This window comes from Brevundimonas sp. UBA5936 (assembly GCA_002430835.1).
In the GTDB taxonomy this organism is placed as follows: Bacteria; Pseudomonadota; Alphaproteobacteria; order Caulobacterales; family Caulobacteraceae; genus Brevundimonas.
Genome location: DJDA01000004.1, coordinates 1 through 15,679, shown reverse-complemented (window position 1 = coordinate 15,679; position 15,679 = coordinate 1). Strand labels below are relative to the sequence as shown.

At 65.0% G+C, this 15,679-nt stretch carries 23 protein-coding genes and 1 tRNA gene; 11 read left to right on the top strand and 13 right to left on the bottom strand.

Going from position 1 to position 15,679, the window contains the following annotated elements; all coding sequences use genetic code 11:
* The first annotated feature begins 77 nt into the window (after positions 1 to 77).
* Positions 78 to 154: transfer RNA gene (locus B2Y21_RS00520), tRNA-Met, on the top strand.
* Between the two features lie 40 nt (positions 155 to 194).
* Here B2Y21_RS00520 and B2Y21_RS00515 read toward each other — a convergent pair.
* The gene (locus tag B2Y21_RS00515) at positions 195 to 1,724 is read right to left on the bottom strand and encodes a recombinase family protein (RefSeq protein WP_292055916.1); all 1,530 of its coding nucleotides are present in this window, start codon (positions 1,722 to 1,724) and stop codon (positions 195 to 197) included.
* Positions 1,725 to 1,876: 152 nt separating this feature from the next.
* On the opposite strand from B2Y21_RS00515, the gene B2Y21_RS00510 reads away from it, so the two are divergent.
* From B2Y21_RS00510 to B2Y21_RS00490, 5 genes are all read left to right on the top strand, one after another.
* Positions 1,877 to 2,128, top strand: a complete 252-nt coding sequence (locus B2Y21_RS00510) for a hypothetical protein (RefSeq protein ID WP_292055914.1) — start codon at positions 1,877 to 1,879, stop codon at positions 2,126 to 2,128.
* The gene (locus B2Y21_RS00505) at positions 2,118 to 2,312 is read left to right on the top strand and encodes a hypothetical protein (protein WP_292055912.1); all 195 of its coding nucleotides are present in this window, start codon (positions 2,118 to 2,120) and stop codon (positions 2,310 to 2,312) included. Before B2Y21_RS00510 ends, B2Y21_RS00505 begins: the two co-directional genes overlap by 11 nt.
* Before the next feature lie 152 nt (positions 2,313 to 2,464).
* On the top strand, positions 2,465 to 2,635 hold the full coding sequence (locus B2Y21_RS00500; RefSeq protein WP_292055910.1) for a hypothetical protein: 171 nt from the start codon (positions 2,465 to 2,467) through the stop codon (positions 2,633 to 2,635).
* Positions 2,635 to 2,874: a hypothetical protein gene (locus B2Y21_RS00495; RefSeq protein WP_292055908.1), complete on the top strand. Its 240-nt coding sequence runs from the start codon at positions 2,635 to 2,637 to the stop codon at positions 2,872 to 2,874. Before B2Y21_RS00500 ends, B2Y21_RS00495 begins: the two co-directional genes overlap by 1 nt.
* A 194-nt stretch (positions 2,875 to 3,068) precedes the next feature.
* The gene (locus tag B2Y21_RS00490) at positions 3,069 to 3,674 is read left to right on the top strand and encodes a cysteine hydrolase family protein (protein WP_292055906.1); all 606 of its coding nucleotides are present in this window, start codon (positions 3,069 to 3,071) and stop codon (positions 3,672 to 3,674) included.
* On the opposite strand, the gene B2Y21_RS00485 is transcribed toward B2Y21_RS00490, so the two are convergent.
* From B2Y21_RS00485 to B2Y21_RS00470, 4 genes are all read right to left on the bottom strand, one after another.
* Positions 3,671 to 4,684, bottom strand: a complete 1,014-nt coding sequence (locus B2Y21_RS00485; protein WP_349679410.1) for a DNA topoisomerase IB — start codon at positions 4,682 to 4,684, stop codon at positions 3,671 to 3,673. The genes B2Y21_RS00490 and B2Y21_RS00485 overlap by 4 nt on opposite strands.
* Before the next feature lie 78 nt (positions 4,685 to 4,762).
* Complete coding sequence (locus B2Y21_RS00480; protein ID WP_292055902.1) at positions 4,763 to 5,155, bottom strand: Crp/Fnr family transcriptional regulator; 393 nt, start codon at positions 5,153 to 5,155, stop codon at positions 4,763 to 4,765.
* Between the two features lie 368 nt (positions 5,156 to 5,523).
* Complete coding sequence (locus B2Y21_RS00475; protein ID WP_292055900.1) at positions 5,524 to 6,285, bottom strand: Crp/Fnr family transcriptional regulator; 762 nt, start codon at positions 6,283 to 6,285, stop codon at positions 5,524 to 5,526.
* Between the two features lie 97 nt (positions 6,286 to 6,382).
* On the bottom strand, positions 6,383 to 6,571 hold the full coding sequence (locus B2Y21_RS00470; protein WP_087141298.1) for a hypothetical protein: 189 nt from the start codon (positions 6,569 to 6,571) through the stop codon (positions 6,383 to 6,385).
* Positions 6,572 to 6,727: 156 nt separating this feature from the next.
* Here B2Y21_RS00470 and B2Y21_RS00465 point away from each other — a divergent pair, with 156 nt between their 5' ends.
* On the top strand, positions 6,728 to 7,456 hold the full coding sequence (locus tag B2Y21_RS00465) for a Crp/Fnr family transcriptional regulator (RefSeq protein WP_292055894.1): 729 nt from the start codon (positions 6,728 to 6,730) through the stop codon (positions 7,454 to 7,456).
* 49 nt (positions 7,457 to 7,505) lie between these two features.
* Here the strand turns inward: B2Y21_RS00465 and B2Y21_RS00460 are convergent, their stop codons facing one another.
* Entirely contained in the window at positions 7,506 to 8,006 is a 501-nt protein-coding gene (locus tag B2Y21_RS00460) for a ferritin-like domain-containing protein (protein ID WP_125901686.1), read from the bottom strand.
* A gap of 146 nt (positions 8,007 to 8,152) precedes the next feature.
* On the opposite strand from B2Y21_RS00460, the gene B2Y21_RS00455 reads away from it, so the two are divergent.
* Positions 8,153 to 8,572, top strand: a complete 420-nt coding sequence (locus B2Y21_RS00455; protein WP_292055890.1) for a DUF6766 family protein — start codon at positions 8,153 to 8,155, stop codon at positions 8,570 to 8,572.
* A gap of 56 nt (positions 8,573 to 8,628) precedes the next feature.
* Here the strand turns inward: B2Y21_RS00455 and B2Y21_RS00450 are convergent, their stop codons facing one another.
* From B2Y21_RS00450 to B2Y21_RS00435, 4 genes are all read right to left on the bottom strand, one after another.
* Positions 8,629 to 9,219, bottom strand: coding sequence for a DUF4142 domain-containing protein (locus B2Y21_RS00450; RefSeq protein ID WP_292055888.1), 591 nt, complete (start codon positions 9,217 to 9,219; stop codon positions 8,629 to 8,631).
* A gap of 22 nt (positions 9,220 to 9,241) precedes the next feature.
* Positions 9,242 to 9,481: a hypothetical protein gene (locus B2Y21_RS00445; protein ID WP_125901683.1), complete on the bottom strand. Its 240-nt coding sequence runs from the start codon at positions 9,479 to 9,481 to the stop codon at positions 9,242 to 9,244.
* A gap of 130 nt (positions 9,482 to 9,611) precedes the next feature.
* Positions 9,612 to 9,806 (bottom strand): hypothetical protein, encoded by a 195-nt coding sequence (locus B2Y21_RS00440; protein WP_200167860.1) that lies wholly within the window; start codon positions 9,804 to 9,806, stop codon positions 9,612 to 9,614.
* A gap of 73 nt (positions 9,807 to 9,879) precedes the next feature.
* Positions 9,880 to 10,983 (bottom strand): flavodoxin family protein, encoded by a 1,104-nt coding sequence (locus B2Y21_RS00435; protein WP_292055884.1) that lies wholly within the window; start codon positions 10,981 to 10,983, stop codon positions 9,880 to 9,882.
* A gap of 127 nt (positions 10,984 to 11,110) precedes the next feature.
* Between B2Y21_RS00435 and B2Y21_RS00430 the strand changes: the two genes are divergently transcribed.
* A complete protein-coding gene (locus tag B2Y21_RS00430; RefSeq protein WP_292055883.1) occupies positions 11,111 to 12,004 on the top strand; it encodes an SDR family oxidoreductase in 894 nt (297 codons plus the stop codon).
* 4 nt (positions 12,005 to 12,008) lie between these two features.
* Here the strand turns inward: B2Y21_RS00430 and B2Y21_RS00425 are convergent, their stop codons facing one another.
* The gene (locus B2Y21_RS00425) at positions 12,009 to 12,800 is read right to left on the bottom strand and encodes a metallophosphoesterase family protein (RefSeq protein ID WP_292055881.1); all 792 of its coding nucleotides are present in this window, start codon (positions 12,798 to 12,800) and stop codon (positions 12,009 to 12,011) included.
* A complete protein-coding gene (locus tag B2Y21_RS00420) occupies positions 12,784 to 13,563 on the bottom strand; it encodes a nucleotidyltransferase family protein (protein ID WP_125901680.1) in 780 nt (259 codons plus the stop codon). Before B2Y21_RS00420 ends, B2Y21_RS00425 begins: the two co-directional genes overlap by 17 nt.
* A gap of 112 nt (positions 13,564 to 13,675) precedes the next feature.
* Here B2Y21_RS00420 and B2Y21_RS00415 point away from each other — a divergent pair, with 112 nt between their 5' ends.
* Together B2Y21_RS00415 and B2Y21_RS00410 are read left to right on the top strand one after the other, a co-directional pair.
* A complete protein-coding gene (locus tag B2Y21_RS00415; RefSeq protein ID WP_292055878.1) occupies positions 13,676 to 14,398 on the top strand; it encodes a cytochrome c oxidase assembly protein in 723 nt (240 codons plus the stop codon).
* Complete coding sequence (locus B2Y21_RS00410; protein WP_292055876.1) at positions 14,395 to 15,111, top strand: cytochrome b; 717 nt, start codon at positions 14,395 to 14,397, stop codon at positions 15,109 to 15,111. Before B2Y21_RS00415 ends, B2Y21_RS00410 begins: the two co-directional genes overlap by 4 nt.
* Here B2Y21_RS00410 and B2Y21_RS00405 read toward each other — a convergent pair.
* On the bottom strand, positions 15,108 to 15,554 hold the full coding sequence (locus tag B2Y21_RS00405) for a DUF305 domain-containing protein (RefSeq protein ID WP_292055874.1): 447 nt from the start codon (positions 15,552 to 15,554) through the stop codon (positions 15,108 to 15,110). The two genes, B2Y21_RS00410 and B2Y21_RS00405, sit on opposite strands and share 4 nt — an antisense overlap.
* Positions 15,555 to 15,679 lie beyond the last annotated feature (125 nt).

Sequence of the window (15,679 nt, the reverse complement as noted above, 5' to 3'; positions counted from 1 at the left end):
GAGACTATGTCGCCGCCGGGTCTGCCCGGCACACATTAATGACTTGTCGATCCTTCTTCCTTTACTCACCGCCGTGCCGCGGGATGGGGCAGCCCGGTAGCTCGTCAGGCTCATAACCTGAAGGTCGTGGGTTCAGATCCTACTCCCTCACCCAGTGATACCCCACAGGCACCCCCTGTGGGGTTTTCTGCTTTCTAGGCCTGACCCAGCGCCAGCAGCGCCGCCAGGCTGCCGTGGACCTCCAACTGGAACTTGCCCAGGCCCGCTACCGGGATGAAATCCACCCGGTCGATCAGTTTGCGCAGTTCCGCCCGCACTTCCTCGCCGTCCTCGCCCTCGATGGCCTGGTGCAGGTTTTCCGCCAGCCGTCGATAGGCTTCGGCGGCGCCGGGGTGCAACTGGATCACTGAGGGGGCGGCGTCGGCCGCCAGTCGGGCCTGGATCTCGCTCCGACGGGTCTTCAGCGGGGCGCTGATCGTCTTCAGTTCGTCCGTCTCGATCGCGCCGTCCAGGCACATGGCCTGCGCGCGCTTCAGTTTGCGCTCGATCTCCGACAGTTCGCGTTCCAGCGGCGCCCGTTCGACCTGAAGCGCGCGGCGCTCCGCGTCCGCCGCGGCGTGAAAGGCTCTGACGGCCTCCGCGATGGCTTCCGGCGACAGCAGGTGGGTCTTGATGCCGGTGAGGACGCGCTTCTCCACTGTCGCGGCGGCGATGATCTTGCCATTGGTGCAGGTGCCGCGTTCACGGTGGCCGCTGCAGTTATACTTGCTGCCGTTCAGGGTCATGCTGAATCCGCACTGCTTGCATTTCATCAGGCCGGACAGAAGGCGTTTCGGCTTGCGGCCCTGGGCGGCGGGCAGGGCGGACAGTTCCGCTTTGCGGCTCTGCACCCGCGCCCAGAGTTCATCATCAATGATGCGCAGTTCCGGAACGGGCTGGCGGATCCAGTTCTCCGGCGGATTCAGGACCGATGAGCGGCGTCCGGTGTCGGGGTTTTTGCGGTAGCGACGCCGATTGAACACCCGCACGCCTATATAGAGTTCCTGGTGCAGGATGCCGTCGCCGGTGCGGCGGTCGCCGTGGATGGTTGACGGCGTCCATGTTCCGCCTCGCGGTCCGGGCTCGCCTGCCGCGTTCAGGCTGTGGGCGATGGCGCGAGGCGATTCCTTGTCGGCATAACGCGCGAAGATCGAATGGATCACGCCGGCCTGATGGAGGTTGGGCTGAAGTTCGCCCTTGCCGATGATGTCGTAGCCATAGCAACGGCCGCCGCCAGAGAAGCCCGCGTTCACCCGTGCGACAAGGCCTCGGCGCGTCTTCACCGCCAGGTCGTGCAGGAAGAGTTCGTTCATCGTGCCCTTCAGCCCGATGTGAATCCTGTCGATTGGGCCTTCAGTCAGGGTCTTCAGGACGGCGCCGGCGTAAAGCAGGCGCTTATAGATGTGGGCGATGTCCTCCTGGTCGCGCGAAAGTCGGTCGAGCGCTTCGGCCATGACGTCGCTGACTTCGCCGCGCTCCACGGCGGCGAGGAGCGCGCGCAATCCGGGGCGGTTGGCGATCGCGCTGCCGGAAACTGCCTCGTCCGTAAACACGAGGACGTCTGTGACGCGCTCGGCGCGGCTGGCCTCGCGCAGAAGCGCGATCTGATCGGCGGTCGATCGCGCGTTTTGCAGGTCAGTGGAGTGGCGGCCGTAGAGGGCGCGTTTCTTAGGTGGAAGAACCAAGGGAAATCCGGTTTGAAGTTTTCTGCAAAAAGGGGGTTGACGGGGCCTGTCGTGGTGCCTTATATAAACAGATAAGGCGTATTGTGTTTATCGCTTGATATTGTTGGCTGCGTAGCGCACCCTGCGGGAACTTTCAACCCCGTGGAGTGCTTATGCGCGTCGCCCATTGGGGCTTGGCTGGCGCCGATGCCCCGGAACATAAAGAATATTCCGTCCGGCTGATGGGCGGTGAGGCGCTGCGGATGCGTCTGGAGGCTGTGGATCTGTCCGCGGTCAGCGAGCAGTTGCGTCGCGAGCGGGCCCTGGTCGGGCACCTCATCATCGAAGAGGACGGCTATCCGTTGATCGTCGAGGCGCTTGTGCCCAGCCATCGCATTCAGCTGGTGCTCGCTCATGACGGCTGACGCCAACGTCATCCGCCTGTCGCCGCGGCCGGACCGCCGTAGGCCGGCGCGGCCGTTGATCCCTCCCTGGATTGGCGACGCGTCGACGGTGCCCTGCGAAGCGGCCGTCTCGCTCCTCCTGCCGACGATCCGCGCCCTGGCGCGGCTGGCGCGTCAGCGCGCCGTGCCCGCGGTCGGCGACTGAACCGCGGCCGCGTTCAGCGGCCGACCACCCCCAACAATCCGGCACGTCGTCATTCGCGCTCTCACGCGAAGCCGATGACGTGCGCCCCGAAATCCAACTGCCTGTCGTCGCCTCGCCACGCTCAACGGCGGTGCCCCCTACTGGAAATACAAATGACCGAGAATCCCGCTTCCCCCGCTGAGCAGCCTGCAGAACCCACTCAAGAGGCCGGCGTCCGCACGCAGATAATTTGCGATGGCGTGGTCTACGACATGATCCTGGAAGTCGATCCTAATGATCCGGATCACTTCCACATGCGTCGCGTCCAGCCGGAGACTGAGTGATGGCGATCCAATCCATCGACCATTCCGAGGCGACGAATCCTTCGCCGTCGAATGACGATTGCGTCCAACCGGTTTTGCCGCTGGCGGCGACCTTGGATGATGAGCTCTGGCGTCGCGCCGAGGCCCGCCGGGAGGCGTCGATGCTTACCGAGGCAACCGATGAGGAGCGCTTGTTGATGCCTTTGGCGCTCAGCTTGGCGCGACTCCTCGCCCAGCGAGATGCAAGGGCGAGAGGATAAGACTATGGGTCTGTTTGATAGCCAGGGGGAGACTGCTCCCCAATCGCTACCGAGCGGGCGTCATCCCAAGTCTTAAGCGTTCCTGGTTCTAAGCGGTCATTTGGAAAAGAGGCTAGTTTGCGCATGGCGGCGATAGACAGGAAGGCTTGCGACTAGACGGGGGAACCCGCCAGAGGCCTGCGCTTTGGGCCGGTATGGTTTCCGGTATCCATTTCGGCCCCATAGCCGCAAACGCCGTCCATCTGTGCGTGGACATGCAAAGACTATTCGCGGAGGACACGGCATGGCGCACGCCGTGGATGGCGCGTGTCCTGCCAGTCGTCGTGCGTCTGTGCGAGCGCAAGGCCGAACGCACCTGTTTCACCCGGTTCATCCCCGCCCGTTCGCCGAGAGAGGGGGAGGGGACGTGGAGGCGGTACTGGCGGCGATGGGCGTCGATGACGCTTGAGAATCTGGGTGAAGAACGTGTGGAGCTTCTGCCCGAACTGCAGGTCTTCACCCCGCCCGCCAGGGTGTTGGACAAGTCCCGCTATTCCCCCTGGCTCAACACGGGTCTGGCGTCGGCTCTGATGGCCAGCCGGGTCGACACCCTGGTGGTGACGGGCGCCGAGACCGATATGTGCGTGCTGGCGACTGTCCTCGGCGCCGTGGATATGGGCTTTCGCGTGGTGGTGGTTTCGGACGCCCTGTGCAGTTCCTCGGACCAGTCGCACGACGCCTTGTTGGCTCTCTATCATGACCGCTTCGGCCAGCAGATCGAGACGGCGGAGTGCGACGAGGGGCTCGAGATGTGGGCCTAGGAAGGTTCGCTCAGCAGTCGCGATAGCCTTGAATCGAAACTCTGGGCGTTTGGATCCGGCAGACAGGTCGTGATGGTTCCGGATTCATAAAGCTCAATCACGCGCGGATGGACATAGGACGCCCGACAGACCGTCGGCGTGTTGCCCAGCAGGCTCGCGACCGCCTTCATGCAGGTCGAGATGTTTTGCCGCGCCTCGGTCTGGGACGTGGGCGGGGCCATTTCGTAGAAGGCGCGGGCGGCGGCGACGGTGGCCGCCCAGGTGCGGAAGTCCTTGGCGGAGAACTGATCGCCCATGGCCTCGCGGATATAGGCGTTCACGTCGTCTGAACTGATCGCCCACAGCTCGCCCTCTGCGTCGCGGTATTTGAACAGATGCTGGCCCGGGAGGCCTTCCAGGCCGCGCATGACGCGCGCCAGTCGACGGTCGCTGACCTTGACCCGGTGTTCTTTGCCGCTCTTGCCCCTGAACTCGAAGGTCAGGGCCGAGCCGTCGACCTCCAAGTGCCGCTTGCGCAGGGTCGTCAGGCCGAAACTACGATTCTGGCGGGTATAGGCGGCGTTGCCGACGCGGATGAGGGTGATTTCCAGCAAACGAACCGCCGAGGCCAGCACCTTTTCCTTGCACGGCCCGCGTCGCGAAAGGTCGTTCTCCACTCGGTCATGCAGTCGCGGCAGGCGTCGGGCGAAATCTGGCAAACGCGCAAATTTGTGCGAGGCGGCGCGGGCCGTCCAGTCGGCATGATAGCGGTACTGCTTGCGACCGCGCGTATCGCGCCCAGTCGCCTGGATATGGCCGTTTGGGTCGGGACAAATCCAGACGTCCTGCCACGCCGGCGGAATGGCTAGGGCGTCGATCCGCATCAGGATGCTCCGCTCACGGATCAGGCGCCCCTTTGGATCACGATAGCAAAAACCTCTCCCGATCCGGCGGCGCGTAAGGCCTGGGCTCTCGTTGCTGGACCAGACGAGTCCGCCGGAAGGCGGCGGATTGATCACGTTTGTCGACATCGTCACGGCCCTTGCTGGGTCTAAGTCTAGGCAACGCCAGGCCCTGCCTCCGGCTCCCTTTTGCGCGCGGCCGTGCTCTCAGTTCATCGCGCCGCACCGGCATGAAAGGTCGGAGAGACTTCCCGCGTCCAGAATCGACGCCTTGCCGCGGCTGAAGCGCACCGCGCCCATCGCTTGCAGGTTGCTGGCGGCGGCGTTGATGCTGGTTCTCTGGACGCCGAGCATGGCGGCTAGCTGGGCCTGCTTCAGGCGAAGCGGCGCACCGTTGCCGCCATGGTGCAGACGAAGCAGCCACTTGGCCAGACGCTCCGACACGCGATGGGAGGCGTTGCAGGCGGCTTCCTGTTCCAGAAGCGTCAGGCGTTGAACCGCCTGAAGGGCGATGAAGCGCGATAGCCAATCATAACCGAGCGCCTCGCGGGCGGCCGCGGCGGGAACGCGGAACAGCCGAACATCCAGCAGCGGCCGCACGTCGGCGCGGCTGCCGCTAGAGCCCAGAGCGTGATCCCAACCGTAGACGGCGCCCGATACGATAGGCGCGACACAGACTTCACTTCCGGTTGGAAAGGCGCCGAGAACCCCGGACAGGACGAACCAGAGATGCTCCCTGTCCAGAGGAGGCTGCGCGTCGCCTGGGAGATCAACCTCTGTTCCCTCGGCGGTCAGGCGCTGCTGGGCATCCGGCGGCAGGACGCGATAGACCGGGTGATCACGGATGCTGGGCCGGGGGCGGCCGTGAGGTGGGGCGGACGGGGATAGAATGGCGGCGGAATCTGCAGGCATGGGGCCTCCTGACCAGAAGCCCTGCCATGGCTGCCGCAGATCGCCACTCACATGGGTTAGTCGCGGCTGGGCGGCGCATCCGCGAGATCGTCGGCGATGCTGAGGCCTGCGGCCAAGGCCAGGCCCTGCAGGTCAGGCAGGACGGCCCGTCCCGTCCGGTAGTCGACCAGGCCTGCTCGCCGAAGTTGCTGCAGCGTCCGGTTCATGTGCACGGCGCTGAGGCCCAGGATGTCTGCGAGCATGTCCTGGGTGAGAGGCAGGTGAAGGACGCCGGGTTCCGCCGCGCCGAGACGGCTTTGCCGCTCGTACAACTCCAACAGAAGGTGCGCCGTTCGCTCATAGGCGCTGAGCCGACCCAGCCGAATGACATGCCGCGCCAGCCGCAGGCGCTCCGCCGAGCGAAAATGCCGCCAGGCTTCCAGAAGACGCGGGCTGACGTCTACGCCTTCGGAAATCGCCGCCCACAGCAGGGAGGCGTCAAGGGTGGAGGCGTCGGTCAGCGCCCAGACCGCCATGTCGGCGTCCACGACGTCGGCGGCCAGGATGACGTCGCCGGGCAGGCTGAGACCCACGATCTGACGACGGCCGTCTTCCAGCATGGCGCCGCGGGCGATCCAGCCGCGCGCCACCACACGGGCGTCCTTGCGTTCCGGATGAAGGGAAACAGCGCCGCCGGGCGGGTGAACCATGGCAGGACCGTGAAACCAGCTACGGATGCGTTCGATGTCGCCAGGCGACAGCACGGCGAAGCTGAACAGCATCCGCTCCAGCGACGCCGCGGCTATGTCTACATCATCTTGATAAGACTGATTCTTCATCCCTCTGACCAACAGCACGGCCGAGGGTGTTTCGTTCTTTACATAGGTTAGTCCAAGGGCTTGACGGTGACGCTTGCGGCGCCGGGAGCGGAAGCCGTCAGGCGCGGTAATAGGAATCCGAGCAGAGGGTGCGCAGTTGGCGCCACGTGGCCTTGCCCTCGAGCTGGAAAAGTTCGGCCTGGGTATAACGATCCGAGATCAAGGCCTTGCGGACTTCGCTGGGTATGCGGAAGCGGCCGCTGCGCGCGAGTTCGAAGGCCCGCTCGATGACTGGTGTTCTATTCATGATACAAACTCCCCTGTTACGGGAAGGCAATGCGGTTGCGCCCTGAGGGGTTCATTGTGTCGCCTTTGAGGCGCTGTGGAACCTCGGCTGTTCGAGCCGATGGCAACATTCGCGAAGATTCGGCGTTGTGGTCGCGCCAGGCCACAGGGAACCACAATGCACGACCACAGCCGTTTGCTGGAAAACAAGCTGCAACGACGCGACGTCATTACGGATGGCGAAAGGCAGGCGCTCAGGAGCGTGCTGACCCATGTCGTGTTGAAGCCCGCCGGCAGCGACATCGTCACTCAGGATGCGTTGGTCGATCATTCCAGCCTCGTCATCGACGGCTTCTGCGCGCGCTATCGCGATCTGAGCGACGGACGGCGGCAGTATACTCAGATCAACCTGCCCGGAGACTTCATCGACCTGCACGGCTTTGTTCTGAAGCGCGTCGACCATGGCGTGCGTGCGCTGTCCGACTGTCTCATCGCCGAGGCGCCGCATGAACGCCTGCGCAAACTGACGGAAGAGCACCCGCATTTGACGCGCTTGTTATGGCTGGAGACGGTGGTGGACGCCGCCATGCACCGTGAATGGCTGCTGGCCCTAGGTCGACAGGAGGCGCTGGAGCGGACCGCCCTGTTGGTCTGTGAAATCTACGCGCGCCTGGAAGCCGTGGGCCTGGCGCGCGACGGCGTCTTTCGTTTTCCCATTATCCAGGCGGAGATTGCGGATCTGCTCGGCATGTCCGCCGTGCACGTGAACCGTACGCTGAAGGTCATGCGCGAGGCGGGCTGGCTGGAGTGGACCGGATCGGAAGTTCGTATTCTCGAGTGGGATCGTCTGGCGAGCGCGGCCGAGTTCAATCCCTCCTATCTGCGGCTGGAGCGACTGCCGGTTTAGCGCCGGGTTACGGCCCCGCCGCTGATCAGGCGGCAGGGCCGGATGGAGTTCAGGCGGCGGGCTGCAACGCCTCGGCGTTGATTGCGGCGTCGGCGATGGCCGTCAGATCCTCGTCCGTCTGGCTTTCTTCCTGAAGGGTCTCGTCCAGCAGTTTGACGGCGTCCTTCAGTCCCATCACCTCGGCCCAGCGCTTGAGCGTGCCATAGCGGGTGATCTCATAATGTTCGACCGCCTGGGCGGCGGCCAGCAGACCGGCGTCGAGCGCTGCCGTGTCCTTGTACTCCTCGGCGATTTCGTCGCCTTCGGCCAGGATGCCTTCGATGGCGTCGCAGGTCTTGCCGCGCGCGGGCTTGCCGATGATCTCGAACACCTGCTGCAGGCGTTCGATCTGGCCTTCAGTCTGCTCGCGGTGCTTTTCGAAGGCTGCCTTGAGGTCGGGCGACTGGGCGGCGCGCGCCATTTTCGGCAGGGACTTCAGGATCTTGCGCTCGGCGTAATAGATGTCGCGCAAGGTGTCGTGGAAGAGGGTTTGCAGCGTTTTCTCGGGCATGGGGCTCTCCTGAAAAAGAATGGGGAGCCTGCGAAGCGGCGGGCGCACAAGCGCGTTCCTAGTGTTCGGATATGGACAGCGCTGAGCGCCACGGAACGCACAGGCCCACGAACTCTTCTGCCGATTTCAGAGTGTAGGAGCGCGACATGAAGAAGTACGCCTATGGCTGGATCACTCTGGCCTTCTTCACCATTTCCATCGTCTTGCATTGGGGCTTTGGCTGGGCCGCCTATGTGAACGAGGCCCGCGACCACGGACAGGCGGCGCAACTGACGCCCTATCTGATGGAGATGGGGCGGGACACCTTCGAGAACTGGCAGTCCGAGTTCCTGCAACTGATCTGGCAGGTCGTGGGGCTGGCCTACTTTCTCTATGTCGGCTCGCCGTCGTCCAAGGAGAACGACGACCGGATGGAGGCCAAGATCGACGCTCTGCTGGAATTGGTCGATCACGAACGCGGCGCGGCGCTGATTGAGGAGATCGACGCCAGCCATCTGCGTCGTCACGGCCACGCGAGCATTCATCTGGACCCGCCTTATGCGGTGCGGAAGCCCGCTGCCGAATAGGAAGAAGCGGCGGACTGTCGTCCGCCCCTGATAGCGTCGTGCACCAAGGCTCGGCGTCAGCGACCCAGGCTGGCTTGCAACTGCTTGGCCCGCTCAAGATGGGCTTCGATCTTGGGCAGGACGTTGCGCGCATGCTCCGCCAAGGCGGGAACGTCCGCCTTGTCGGAGAAGCCGCGGTGAAGGGTGACGGCCTCCTCATGGGCGGCGACCTGTTGATCGACGTAGATCTTATCGAAGTCCGCAGTCGAGGCTGAGCGCAGGTTGTCGATCAGGCCCTTGCGGCGTTGGTCGAGCTCGGTCGGCAAGGTCGTGTCAGGCGCAGCCTGTCCGGCGGCGGCCCTCAGGGCGGTGGAGGCGGCCGCGTGGTCGGTCTTGATCATCTGGGCCAGTTCTTTGACCTGGGCGTTCTTCGATCGCTCCATGGCGATGTCGGCGGCCTGGATCTCGTACATGTCGCCCATGGCGGCGTTGGGCACATAGGCGCTGACCATATTGGCGCCCATGGTCGCGGCCGAGGTCTGACCGACCGGTTCGGAAACGGCATCCTGCGCCTTATCGACGGCTTCGGAACCTTGCTGCTGGTTGCAGGCGGCGAGGGTGAGGGCGGCGGCCGATACGGCCAGGACGGCGACGGTTTGCTTCATCATCATTTGAACTCCTTGGGTAAGATCAGGGCTTGGCGGCCACGCCAGGGGTGACGGGCGCCAGTTCTTGCGCCTGGGTCTGAGGCGGAGGCGCATCGACCTGCTGCAGGCCGTCGTCCGGCGTTTCGCGGATTGATAGGATGGCCTCCTGCGCGCGCATCAGGGGCGCGGCGGCGTCGGCGGCCTGGACATCGGTGGGCGAAGCGACCCGCAGGCGTCGCTGAGGGCCGCTGTCGCTGCCGACCACGACTTCATAGAAACGCATGTCGGCCTCCCAGGGTGAGGGGGCGCGGTGGGCGACGAGGGCGATCGGTCATGTCTTTTTTCCTCCCTGTGACAGGAAGTTAAGCGGCGGGGCGCGGGGGTGTTCCAAACGCTCAAGCCTGAACACGCCGTCACATGACACGCTCCAGCGGCGCCTCAGCTCCCGTCATTCGTGGATCGGGAACCTTGGTTTCGGTGCGGAGAAAGCCGGTTGCCGCCGTGGCCAGATAGACGATGAACAACAGGACCAGGAGGACGCCGACAAGGATCAGCAGCCGTCTGGGGCGTCGCAGGATTGGGGGCTTTTCCTTGTTCGCGAGAGGCAAGGGCGAACTCCTTTCGTACTGGAAGGAGAAGGAAGAGGAGCGGTGCCTGTTCCATACGGTCCCGGTCGGCTCTCTATTTCTGGCGCGGCGGTTCGTGAGCTGGCTCAGGGGGCTTTGAGGCGTCGTTGCGCCAGGCCAGAACAGCCCTCGCCAGCTCTTCCGCCGCCAGCCGCACCTCATCCTGAACGGCCCGGTCGCGGTCGAGGGCGTCGTGGCTGGTGGCGTAGGGCTCCCAATAGCCGATGTAGCGGTCGATCTCCGCGTCGGCGCCGGCGGGCGACAGCTTCATCGAGACCAGCCAGTCGGACAGGGAGCGGCGCACGTTTTCCGCGCCTTCTACATCGCCATGGACGACCAGGGCGAAACGCCGACCCGCCAGGTGACGGGGATAGGGCCAGTCGGCCAGTTCAAGCGCCTTGGCCAGGGCGACGGTCTTGCCGTGCGTCGTCGTGGGATCTGGATTGCCGCCGTCGGCGCAGACCAGCCGGTCCATCATCAGCTTGAAAGGGCTGGAGGCGTGATACCAGTTGACCGGGGTGACGATCAGGACGCCGTGCGCGCGGACCCACATTGGATAGATGTCATTCATCCAGTCGTGGACCTGGCCCAGGCTGTAGTTGGGATAGCAACTGCACGGCCAATGGCAGAGGGCCGCTGCTGTGGAGAAGCAGGCCTTGCAGGGATGAATTTCCCGGCCGTATTCCGACGCCAACCGCGACAGGTCGAGGATTTCTGCCGCCATGCCCGCGCGCCTCTCAACCACCTCGCGGGCGATCTGGACCAGCCGCCAACTCTTGGACATTTCGCCGGGGCAGGTGTGCTCGGAACGGCTGGAGGCGTTGATGATCAGGATGCGCGAGGGCCCGGCGGCGTCGTCATGCTGCGCCTCGGCGGCGCGGAGGGCCGCGTGAGCGTCCAGCCAGTCCAGAGCCAGTTCATAGTCCGGCTCGGCGAAGCTCGGACCGGCGGGGCGTGTCAGCGGCGATTTTCGACCCCCGATGTAGCCGTCCCAGGCTGCGGCGGCCAGGCGGTCGATCTCGTCGCGCAGAGGGTCGAAGGCGGGGTCCGCGAACCGGCTGCGGAAGCGGGTTTCAAAGGTTGTACGGTCCAGTTCTGGGCTGGGCATGCCCTTGCGCGGCTCAGGGACGGATAGAGCTTGGGGAACGGGATCTGGCATGCGGCTTCTCCTGCTCGGGTGCGTCGGAAACGTCGCGGCTGAACACGACGTTCCGCCGCAGGAGGGGAACGCGCGGACAGGGGGGGACTTAGGAAGGCATGCCCTTCACATGTCTACAGGAGCCGTCATGTCCGACCGCCTGACAATGCAGGATCCTCGCCATCAGTATCCGCGTCCGCCGTTTCCACGGCAGCCGCAGCCGGCGCCGGGTCTGGTCGCGAAGATGGAGCCCAAGCCCGATCATGGCGAGGAAAGCTATCGGGGCCATGGGCGGTTGAAGGGGCGCCGCGCCCTGATAACGGGGGGCGATTCCGGCATCGGTCGCGCGATCGCTGTCGCCTACGCCCGCGAAGGCGCCGATGTCGCGATTTCCTATCTTCCCTCAGAGGAGGCCGACGCGCGCGAGGTGATCGCCCTGATCGAGGCCGAAGGCGTCAAGGCGTTGGCCTTGCCCGGCGACGTGCGTGACGAGGCGTGGAATGCGACCATGGTGGCGCGCACGCTCGAGGCCTTCGGCGGTCTGGACATCCTGGTCGTCAACGCGGGCCGACAGCAGTTTCGCGAGGACGTGGGTGAAGTCTCGACCGAGGATTTCGACGCTACGCTGAAGACCAACCTCTACGCCCTGCACTGGCTGTGTCAGGCGGCGGCGCCCCATCTGCCGCCGGGCGCGGCGGTCATCACCACCGCCTCGATCCAGGCCTATGAGCCGTCGGACATCCTGTTGGACTACGCCACCACTAAGGGCGGGATCGTCACCTACACCAAGGCCCTGGCGAAGCAGCTGATCGAGAAAGGCGTGCGGGTGAACGCCGTGGCGCCGGGCCCCTTCTGGACGGTTCTGCAGCCCAGCGGCGGCCAGCCGCAGGAGAAGGTCGAGAAATTCGGCGCTCACAGCGCCTTCGAACGTCCGGGTCAGCCGATCGAGATCGCGCCGGTCTACGTGCTGCTGGCCTCGCAGGAGGCGAGCTTCGTCACGGGCGAGGTCTGGGGCGTCACCGGCGGCGCCGGGATCGCCTGAGCTTTCAGACCTCGAACACGCGATAGGGCGTATCGCCCATCGTCCGCAGCACGGGCAGGGCGACATTGTAGACCGGGACGCCGCGCGCCGTGCGGCCTTCCGGCGCGCCGCGATGCGCATGGCCGTGCAGCACCAGCTTGACGTTCTCATAGCGATCGACGACCTCGGCCAGGCGCGACGAGCCGAGGAAGGCGTGGATCTCCGGCGGCTCGCCGATCACCGTATCCACCACCGGGGCGTAGTGGAGCAGAACCACGCTCCGCTCGGTCCGCAGCGTTCGGATCGAATTTTCGATGAGATTGGCGTCCTCAACCGCCTCATTGACGAAGGTCTTGATAGAGGCCTCGCCGAAGGAGCTGAGCATGTAGCGGCCGAAGCCGCCGACGAAGCCCTTGCCTCCGGCGAAGCCGACGCCGTCGATCTCATAGGCCTCGCCGGTCAGCATCTTGACCCCGGCCTCGGTCAGCATGCGGATGACTTCCTGCGGTTGGCCGCACTCATGCTCGTGATTGCCGAGGACGCCGACCATGGGGATGCGGCAGGCGCGCAGATCCTCCAGCAGGTTCTCCACCTCGACCGTCTTGCCGAAATTGACCAGGTCGCCGCACAGGCACAGCACGTCCGCGTCTTCATGCACCCGGTCGAACAGGTCGCGATAGGCGCGATGCGAGGTCTCGCCGACATGCAGGTCGCCGACGGCGGCGACGCGCAGCTTCTTCTTCGGTCCGGCTTCCATGCCCGGTTGAGGCGTCTGGCCTTCAGCGGCGGAGGCGGCGGTTTCAGGCGACGGGGTCATGGCGTTCCTCCAGGCCCTTGCCCACCACGTCGCCGAAACCCCATTCGGAGATGTCGGCGATGTAGTCGCGCGGGCTGAACAGGCGGCCGCGGCAGACCTTCACGCGCGGCGCCGGCAGATCGACCTGGGCCTGCAGGCGGCCGATCAACTCCGTCATCAGCCACGCCGGCACCAGGCCGCGCTCGGTCGGATAGGCGAAGCGGAAGTTGAGCAGATGCGCCATCAGCACCTCCCAATAGAGATCCATCTGATCCAGCAGCGACTTCCAGTCGATGGCGTCGGCCTGCTTCAGGATGACGTGGTTCACATCGGCGCCGTCGTAGCGATAGCGGTCCTGGATGAAGGCCTTGGACAGGATCAGGGCGGTCGGCGGCGTGATCGTCACCTCATGCCCGTAGACGGTGATGCGGTCCGGCCCGAACCAGCTGTCGGACACGGCGATGGTGCCGTTCGACATGGCGAAGATGACGTCGAAGAAGTGCTTGTCGTCCTGCCAGACCTTGGCGATCCAGCGCTCGTCCTCGACGTCGGTGCGATAGCCGCGCGCCTGGAAGAAGGCCAGAATCCGGGGGTAGTCGCCGGGCTTGCAGAAGACGTCCAGATCCTTGGTAGGACGACGGATGCCCGTATAGGCCGTGACGGCGTAGGTGCCCGACAGCAGGAATGGCACGCCGGACTCCTTCAGCAGGCGCAGGGCCTCCTCGTAGAAGGCGCGCGCCTCGGGCGGTGGTTCGAAGGCGGGATCGGCGACCGTGTCGGACATGGGATCAAGTTCCTGAACAGGGCAGGGAAACGGCGTGCGGAGAAACGCGGTTCCGTTTCTGTGCGTGACCGGACGCCGGTGAACCGTCGCGACGTGGAGGCGTTGGCCCAGGATGGTCGACGTCGCCTGGACACCCTATTGCGGGCCTGCGCCCGATCCCGCCGAGGCGCTCGGGCGGTGGAACGGCGATCTGATCCTGTTGTCTGTGATGGCGGTGGCGACGACGGCCGGATTGATCCTGCTGCGTGAACAGCAGAGGGGACGCTTCAGCGCGGCGATGGCGGTGCTGGCGCTCGGCTTCATCTCGCCGCTGTGCCCCTTGAGCTCCGCCCTGTTCATGGCGCGGACCCTGCATCACCTGCTGTTGGTTTTGGCGGCGGCGCCCCTGCTGGCCTTGTGCCTGCCTCGGCTGAAATCGCCGCGTCTGGCGGCGGCGACGGCGGTGCAGGCGGTGGTCTTTTGGGCCTGGCACGCGCCGGAGCCCTACGCTCAGGCTCTGTCGCATGACGGAACCTATTGGCTGATGCAGATCAGCATCCTGGGAAGCGCCGTCTGGTTCTGGGCGGCGGTTCGCAGCGCAAGGGGGCATGCGGCCGTCGCGGCTCTGCTGGCGGCCATGCTGTTGATGGGGCTCCTGGGCGCCTTGATCGTGTTCGCGGGCCAGCCGCTCTATGCGCCGCATTTCGCCAGCACCATGGCCTGGAACATGACGCCGCTGGAGGATCAGCAGGCGGCCGGGCTCATCATGTGGGCGCCGGCGGCGGCGGCCTACCTGCTGGCGGCCCTGTGGCGGATTCACGGTTTGCTGAAGCCGGCGGGCGAGGCGGCGGCATGATCGACCGGCTGATCGCCCAGGCGCTGGAGTGGGCCGCCGGTCATCATGACGAGGGGCGCTATTCTCCCGTGGCCATTTGGTTTCACTGGATCATGGCAGGTCTGGTCGTGTTCCAGTTGGGCTGGGGCTGGTGGATGGGCCGGCTGCCGGTCGGCGGAGAGAAGGTCGCGGCCTATGAGGTCCATTTCGCCGTCGGCGTGCTGATGCTGTTGCTGGTGATCGGCCGCCTGACCTGGCGGCTGGTCGCGCCGAATCTGATCAATGACGCGGACAAGCCGGGCTGGGAAAGCACGGCCGCCCACGTCACCCACTATGTCTTCTATCTCTGCCTGTTCGGCCTGCCGTTGTCGGGTTGGGCGATGATGTCGGCCACAGCGCGAGACGCCCAACTGGCGGCGGCGGGCTTCATTCCCTGGCCGCTGCTGCCGATGCAGGATCTGTCGAATCGTCAGCTCTGGGCGGTCGAGGCGGCGGCCGAGTGGATGCACTGGGGCCTCGTCATCGCCCTTCTGCTGATGATCCCGATCCATGCAGGGGCCGCGCTGAAGCACCATCTGATCGACCGCGACGACGTCTTCCACGCCATGCTGCCGGTTGTTCCGCAGCTACGGCCCCGACGCACGCGATGGCAGCGGCGATGGCGGGCGCTGGAGAAAAGGGTTGCGACGACCGTTCGGAGGCTGCGGCGCGGCCGCACCCGCTTCCAGGTCTAGAGTCGGTCCAGGATCGCCTGCATCTGGGCGATCTCCCGCTCTTGAGCGACGATGATTTCGTCGCACAGGGCGATGAGCTCAGGGTCGGTCAGCTTGGCCTTTCCGCACATCAGGATCGCCCCGGAATGATGAGGGATCATGCCGCGGATCAGCTCCTGGTCGTTAATGGCCGCCTGGGTGCGCATTGCGTAGAAGCTGGCGGCGAAGACGAAGGCGGCGATCCCGATGATGATCCAGTTGGTGCGCCTGTTCTGAAACATCGAGCGCATCGACAGCAGCATCACCACGGCCATGGGCGCGACCATCATCAGCGTCATATAGACGTTGTTCAGGTTGAAGCGGAAATGATCGAGCGTCGCGATCATGGTGAACATCACCAGATACATGATGACGAAGTCGATCAGCAGTTCGAATGCGAGATTGCGATAGCTGTGGGCGTGCATCAGCGGCCTCCACCGGGTTGTTCTAGTCGTGAGACAACCAATCGCTGTGTGCGTGGTCTGTTCCCGAGGAGTTCAGCCGCCGTCGGAACGAGCGGGGCGGCGGATTTCGCGCGACGCGGCCGGGC